Raw genomic sequence first — 5,003 nt, 5'->3', positions numbered from 1 at the left:
AAGGAATTCGGCGCCGCGCCATTTGGCGGCTTGGTAGGCACCGCTATTACCATGCTGAAACGCACTCCTTGTGTCGTATCTGATCGCCTCTTTACGAAGTTGATCCTCAGTCCACTTTGTGTTTGGATTAATCATATGCCCGCATATGGACTCGAAGAACTCTTTTCCGCGCGATATGGCGGCTTTGTGGGCGCCCGAGCTTCCTTTCCGAAAAGCCGTTTTTGATTCATACTTCGCTGCCTCTAGGCGGAGTAAATTATCTGTCCATTTTACTCTTTTCCGCAGCATTGAAGTTCACTCGTATCTATTTCGAATTCCATCGAAATTAATACGACCTTCAGCAAGGGACTAAATTTCGCATTGTTAGGTCAGAAAATGACCAACCTGTGTTTCGTGGATAGGTGCGAAGGGGTTTGCCGCGCTTCCGGATCAAAACGGTTTCGGCGAGATTTCCTCATCGTCGGTTTCTGTTTTCGTCGGCACTCTCGAAAGACCATGCTCAAGAATGCGGTTTGCTGCGATGATCGCGGGGTTGCCGAGCTGCTCGGGTCTGGAGAGTAAAATATGTGGTGGGAACGTTTTCGGAGGTGTTTCCGGCTCCCAAGACCCCATGGAAATATTGCCAGCATAACACTCGGTGAGTCGAGCAAGGTCTTCGTTGCTCGCTTCTATCAGCTCGAATCGACGGGCTTCGTTGGGTTGAATGCCGTAGGCACCAAGCCGCTTCGCGAGTTCGGGAACGAGATGCCAAACGAATGCATTGTCGTAGACGCATGCGTGGGGATCGCCGAGTGCGAGGGGAAAGAGATTCCTGCAATCCCGTGCCAACTTGAGGATGGCGGTTCCCAGCCAAGCGTCCGTAAGCCCTTGTAGCCGTAAAACCTCGGTCTTTTCTTGCTCAGCCTCGGCAATCTGCTCGTCCGTCATCAGGCTCCGGAAGTCAATCATGGCTACGCCTTTCCTATATTCTGGGGGATGGGTCCGCCTCGCGGGCGATCTCTAGGGATTTGACGTGAGCGTCATAACCTTCGATGGAGAAGCCAACCACCTGAACGTCGGGGGCTTTTCCGATCACAGCGCTGGCACAAACAACCATTTTGGCTCCGAAGGAATGGCCACGATGTTCGTCATCCACCCAAAGCTGGCCGTGCATGTAGAAGCCGACGGTCTCGTTCTCGTGCCGGAGAACAACGCAGTAGGGTTCAAAGTCCGTTAGCGGGACGATCGCATAGCCGTCTTCTTCGAAGATGGTGTCGTCGAATTTTGCGCATTCCCAGATCGGCTCATAGTCTTCCCCCGATCTACCGTCGATCTCGAATGTCGGACAGATCATTGCCCCTTCCAGGAATTCGTCTTCCGAAAGGGTCTTCATGTCGTCCGGTATTTCATATCCGTTGATGAGATGCATGTCGGGACTCCAAGTGATCAGGGTTTCGGTGTCTCGCCCGACATCGTTCTCGTCGGGCTGCCGGATCTTGCCTCGAACCCGTCCTGCGTGATGGCGAGATAGCTTTCCTTTAGGCGCGTTCCGTTAGGAGAGCGCATTCCGGTCGTTATAAGGGAGGTCTGGTTTTCGTCGATACGGAAGTCCGCGTCCGCTGATTCCGTCAGTTCCGGATCCCGGAAGGTGCTGAGTTTGAGTCCGCCTCGGTCGATTTCGATCAGAACGCTGCGTTCGGTGCCGTCGGGCGCCGTGAAGCGAAGATCCAGACCTTCATATGAGCTTCGGGAGATCTCGAATTTCCATGGCTGCTTCATCTCTTCGGACAGTTCGCCGGAGTGGTCTCCGTTCGGATCGTCGGAAAGACGCCAGTCGGAAAGCCGTCCATCGCAGAGTTTGGCCGGTTCGTCCGGAAGTTTGTAGTGACGACGAGTCAAGAGATCCCGCCGATCCTCCGCGACAAGGGGGTCGAGAGGAAGGTTCGGATGCGCAAAGGTGTTCCGAAGCATTGCCGCGGCCGTGTCACTTTCCATGGAGCGCATGACCGTTTCAAAGGTCTTGCCCGGCAGGCCGTCAGCATCGATTAGGTTTTCGAAGTTATCGAAGAAGGTTGAACTTAGTCCGAAGCGATGTTTCGGCACGGGAATCTTGAGGTTCCTGCAAAGCTTGAAGAACGAGACAGATGCGTCGAGATTTCTCCGGTCCATGAACCCCGTGTGGTATTCCCATTCATCATCCTGATTTGTTCGGCCCGTGCCCGCCGAGAGGACGATCGGGGCATCGTTGTCCGTAGTTGTTTCATCCATTACCTGTCTGACGGAAATTTCCCTATAGAGTTCTTCGAAGTGGTCGAAGTCGATGCGAAGATATGCACTTCCGTCGAATTTGACGACCATCGTGCGCCGCTCACAATCCAACTGTTGCGGGTAAAGGGAAAAATTGTCGAAACTCAGCGGTCGGCTTGAAGAGTAACCTTCGTTTAGCATCCACGCCCGGAATTTCGCCAGACCAGGAAGAAGACGCAAAAGAGACAGCTTAGCGACCGTGGACCTGCGACCGAAGTCGTATGCTCCGATGTCGTAGAAATCGATTTTGCCCGGCCTGCTCTTTTCCGCGCATTCGAGGACTTCTCTGAAATGGGTGCGGTGCGGCTCGACCTTAGCTTCGTTCGGGTCTCTATTGAATGACATGACTTCCTAACCCCTCCCAAGTGCACGAAAAGACGGTGAGTGAATTTTTCGTCGAAAGTCCGAAAGTCACAAGCGTCTCTTTTTTCACTCTGCTAGATGCCGACCGGAAAATTTGATGTCTCCCGGCCGACGCGACCCTTTGTCAGTCCGGGGGGTCGCGAAAGGTGGGGCATGGGAAATCCGTGTGGATCCGCGTCAGCGCCGTCAGGCCGGGGTCGTGACTGTAAGGATCGAGTATCGGGTCGCTGTAAAGCGGGTGTCAATGAGCGGAGGCGTGGATTTCGGTGTCGCCTCCGTTTCCTTATGTGCCGGGAGAGACGCACGGAGCGTCCTCTATCGACCTCCTGGTTTCCTATTTTGACTTGGGCTTTCCAGGCGCACGGCCTGAATTTCCAAATGCACGAATTGCTTTTTGAATGGACCAATCGGAACCCATGGCCGTTACCGCTTCTGCGTTTGTCCGATAATCCAGCGACTTCCAAATCGCGATCAGCCGTAGTTTTTCAGTTTCTTCAAGCGGTGGTTTTTTCGGGCGTCCCGGTCCGGCTTTCTGTTTCTTGTAACCGGCCAAATCTATGAACGCATCTGCCACCGCAAGTGCCACGTCGTTGGCATTGCTGCAGTCCCTGCCACTTTCAAGCTCAATTACTTTCACTTTTGCGTCAATCAGCTTACGAAGTATTTCCTTTAGATATGTTCTTGGTGCTGTTTTTACCAAATCCGACTTAGCCGGTACGAGTGCAACAAGCCGATATACATACAGTTTATTACCAGGGCGCAGTGCGTCTAGGCACTGTTCCAGAGCGTCCGGATTGTTCCGGTTTTTCACAAACAGGCGCAATTTTTCCGTCTCAGAAATCTCTTCGAGAGCCCTGATCTGGATATCCAATTTCAAGCCCGGCCGGTCTGCCGCAAATCCGTACATGAAGAAGTTTGTAGCATCATCCATTTCACAGGCATAACATTTTCAAAAAGTTTGTACAATGTTTATTGATATATGTTAACCTGCATCTAGAAATTGAGAGACCCGAGGAGTCTGAAATGGTTTTGGCTCGTCTGGTGAAGATAGGGGAGACCCACAAGGAAAGGCCCGTTTTGTCTGAAGAACGCAGAAAAAAGCTGGAAAGCATTCTTGACGGTCTAGAGGACAACCCCTCGATACGGCCTGACGACCTTCGAAAAATGATCAATGCGCTCTCCGCGCACCGAGGGCAGAAGTGGTGGTTTGAAACTGAAAACGAAGACGGCGAAAAAGGCTGCCTCAGCCCTATGGTCCTGAACAACATTAAACTTCAGCTGGACGCCGGATCGCTGATCCCAAGCATGATGCAGTTTGAAAATCTTCTCCGCACTGCGATGCACTATCAGCGCATCGCTCAAAACAGTAAATAAAGGCCCCGGACATGAAAGACATCACAAAATGCGAAGCCTACAAGAACCTGCGAGCTGCCGTGGATAAGGACTATGCAGAAGATCGCAGTTTTCAGGACGGCGGCCGCCCGTTCCACGACTATGACGCCAAGTTCAATTGGGCAATTGAGCGAGCAGAGCAATACGGCAAGGCACTCGACATGGACCCGGCCGACATTCTCGACGCGTGGGAAAAAGACCGAAACTACTGGTATATGAACTATTACCAGCCCGCGAAACAGCCGGAAATCAAGGCTGAAAATGTCCACGTTTTCGATACCGTGGATGACCTAAAGAAATCGATTGAAGGGCCGCGTTTTCGGTGTCCTGCATGCAATGGCGTGTCAAGCGATGCCTACACCTGTGACAGCGGAATTGAAACCGACGGCAAGACCTGCGACTGGAAGGCTTATGGACTGTTCGGCACGCTCGGTAAAGGCGCATTCGTCTACGTCAAAGAGAGGCTTGCCGGCCAGAACATTTTCATGCCCGTAGCATGGGAAAGCTCCTCCACCATCAACCGTGACTCTTGAGGCCCCGCATGACCCCGAAAGAAGGCGACATACTAGCTGCGATTAAAGCGCATCCGAATATCCCGACTTACGTCATTCGTAACATTCTGGCGCGCAACGGAGGATACGGTAAAAGCCTCAAAACGAGCCACATTCTTTATTCCTGCAAGCGCCTAGTGGCGGCTGGAAAAATCACTGAAACAGGCATGTCCTCCAACAGCATTTGCTGGTCAGTCGCAAACACTGAATAGAAACCCCGCATGGCGCGCACCGGACATATCCCAGAACCGCTCACGGATGGTGGAAAGGCCGGAAAACCTCTGGCTGTTTTCCGCAAGCGGCGCTCTGACTGTCATGAAGAAGTACCCCAGCAACGACAGATACCCAACCGGATGGTCGGACCTATCAACCGAGGCGGAAGTGACTGCTCCCCGCCCTGAAGGACGGGGC

General features: G+C 52.8%; 9 protein-coding genes. 4 read left to right on the top strand and 5 right to left on the bottom strand.

What is annotated here, in order from left to right; all coding sequences use genetic code 11:
* The coding region (locus E1297_RS49715) for a hypothetical protein (RefSeq protein WP_209015640.1) at nucleotides 1-225 on the top strand (225 nt) is incomplete at its 5' end.
* A gap of 204 nt (nucleotides 226-429) precedes the next feature.
* Here the strand turns inward: E1297_RS49715 and E1297_RS04355 are convergent.
* The 4 genes from E1297_RS04355 to E1297_RS04340 form a co-directional block, all read right to left on the bottom strand.
* Nucleotides 430-948, bottom strand: coding sequence for a hypothetical protein (locus tag E1297_RS04355; RefSeq protein WP_155134363.1), 519 nt, complete (start codon nucleotides 946-948; stop codon nucleotides 430-432).
* Nucleotides 949-961: 13 nt separating this feature from the next.
* Nucleotides 962-1,408, bottom strand: coding sequence for a hypothetical protein (locus E1297_RS04350; protein WP_155134360.1), 447 nt, complete (start codon nucleotides 1,406-1,408; stop codon nucleotides 962-964).
* 17 nt (nucleotides 1,409-1,425) lie between these two features.
* Nucleotides 1,426-2,631, bottom strand: coding sequence for a hypothetical protein (locus tag E1297_RS04345; RefSeq protein ID WP_155134357.1), 1,206 nt, complete (start codon nucleotides 2,629-2,631; stop codon nucleotides 1,426-1,428).
* A 352-nt stretch (nucleotides 2,632-2,983) separates the two neighbouring features.
* Complete coding sequence (locus E1297_RS04340; protein ID WP_155134354.1) at nucleotides 2,984-3,580, bottom strand: hypothetical protein; 597 nt, start codon at nucleotides 3,578-3,580, stop codon at nucleotides 2,984-2,986.
* A gap of 92 nt (nucleotides 3,581-3,672) precedes the next feature.
* On the opposite strand from E1297_RS04340, the gene E1297_RS04335 reads away from it, so the two are divergent.
* Genes E1297_RS04335 through E1297_RS04325 form a run of 3 tightly spaced genes read left to right on the top strand, consistent with a single transcriptional unit; the run spans nucleotide 3,673 to nucleotide 4,804 of the window.
* The gene (locus E1297_RS04335; RefSeq protein ID WP_155134351.1) at nucleotides 3,673-4,023 is read left to right on the top strand and encodes a hypothetical protein; all 351 of its coding nucleotides are present in this window, start codon (nucleotides 3,673-3,675) and stop codon (nucleotides 4,021-4,023) included.
* 11 nt (nucleotides 4,024-4,034) lie between these two features.
* Nucleotides 4,035-4,574: a hypothetical protein gene (locus E1297_RS04330; protein ID WP_155134348.1), complete on the top strand. Its 540-nt coding sequence runs from the start codon at nucleotides 4,035-4,037 to the stop codon at nucleotides 4,572-4,574.
* Nucleotides 4,575-4,582: 8 nt separating this feature from the next.
* Nucleotides 4,583-4,804: a hypothetical protein gene (locus tag E1297_RS04325; protein WP_155134345.1), complete on the top strand. Its 222-nt coding sequence runs from the start codon at nucleotides 4,583-4,585 to the stop codon at nucleotides 4,802-4,804.
* Here E1297_RS04325 and E1297_RS49710 read toward each other — a convergent pair.
* On the bottom strand, nucleotides 4,784-5,003 hold a 220-nt coding region (locus tag E1297_RS49710; RefSeq protein WP_209015639.1), incomplete at its 5' end, for a hypothetical protein. The genes E1297_RS04325 and E1297_RS49710 overlap by 21 nt on opposite strands.

The sequence above is a fragment of the Roseibium sp. RKSG952 genome, assembly GCF_009711355.1.
The sequence above is the reverse complement of the archived record's forward strand: the minus strand, read 5'-3'. Positions and strand labels throughout refer to the sequence as shown.